At 45.4% G+C, this 1,337-nt stretch carries 1 protein-coding gene; it reads left to right on the plus strand.

Annotated elements, in window-relative coordinates:
* The first annotated feature begins 107 nt into the window (after window positions 1-107).
* Entirely contained in the window at window positions 108-1,022 is a 915-nt protein-coding gene (locus QUA03_RS28860) for a transposase (protein ID WP_333217151.1), read from the plus strand.
* Window positions 1,023-1,337 lie beyond the last annotated feature (315 nt).

Consider the following 1,337-nt stretch of genomic DNA (forward strand, 5'->3'; position numbering starts at 1 on the left):
ACTGTACTTTAGACTAAATAAAGATGAGAACGGTGGCTTTGAGAAGAACTAAAGCCACCGCGCCGGGAGAGAATAAGGGTGAAAAATAAAACCTATCCACTCCCTAAATGAACAGTGAACGATTAAAGGACTTTCGTCAAGCAGCATACGAGTTATTGGTCAAAGCCAAGGATGCCACATTCGAGCTGATGGATGCAGTGATGACGACCAGGAATGCAGCCTGTTTGGCGGAATTTTCGCTCAATCCATTATTCCATCGTCAATGGCCAAGCGTCTACGAGGCATTGCAAGACTGTAGACCAGACCGGAAAAAACTGATGCTGCTGTATCTGGAGCAATTACAGGAGGAAGCATCCTCAACGGAACACGTTTTAGTGGCAATCGATCATACTGCATGGGGCAGACCAGATGCCAAAACATTACAAGACAGAACCCATGAATATCACAAAGGCGTAATTATTGGACAGGGGTACAGTACAATTGCGTGGATACCCGAAGCAGAAGGAAGTTGGGCATTACCCCTACTACATGAACGAATTAGTAGTTGGTCTTCGCCAATAGAAAAAGCAGCTTCCCAACTCAAACTTGTTTGTGAACAGAGCGTCAACCCAGTTTTAGCAGTTTTAGATCGAGAATATGGGAATGCAAATTGGGTACTGGCGCAAGCAGATATTCAAGCTGATTGTTTAATGAGAGTCCGAAAGAATGCCTGTTTGTGGTCAGCACCACCAGCCTATAGTGGTCGCGGTAGGCCACGGAAACATGGGCAGAAAATGAGACCGGGCGACCCAACCACATGGCTCCAAACGGATACTGTGATTGAAATTGACGAACATCCAGGGTTGGGACAAGTCCGAGTCAGTCAATGGCTTGACTTACATTTTTATCGTGCGCCTGAACAGGGAGTAAATTTAATCCTCGTCGAAAGAATGAAGCCCATGTCAAATGGTCAGCCGTTTCCACCCTTATGGTTGGCTTGGGTTGGAGAACGAACTCTACCCAAGCGAAACTGTTTGGTTTAAGTATTTACGACGTTTTGGAGTGGATCATTGGTATAGATTTGTCAAGCAACGATTACATTGGACATTGCCTAACTTCAGAACTCCTGAACAATCTGATCGTTGGAGCGATTTAATGCCATTGATGAGTTGGCAACTCTGGCTGGCTAGGGATTTAGTTCTGGAAAATCGACTTCTGCAGGCAATCTGCTACGATTAATTTAACTCCTGGACGTGTTGCCCAATCAATGTTGTCGGTTTTAGTTGACATTGGTACTCCCGCTACAGCGCCTAAACATAGGGGAAAATCCCCTGGTTGGGAAAAAGGAAAGGTACGTA

The organism is Microcoleus sp. S36b_A4 (assembly GCF_036700645.1).
Taxonomy (GTDB): domain Bacteria; phylum Cyanobacteriota; class Cyanobacteriia; order Cyanobacteriales; family Microcoleaceae; genus Microcoleus.

Bases quoted from the DNA above. Each gene is read 5' to 3' on its own strand.
- QUA03_RS28860 (WP_333217151.1), top strand. From the start codon at position 108: ATGAACAGTGAACGATTAAAGGACTTTCGTCAAGCAGCATACGAGTTA.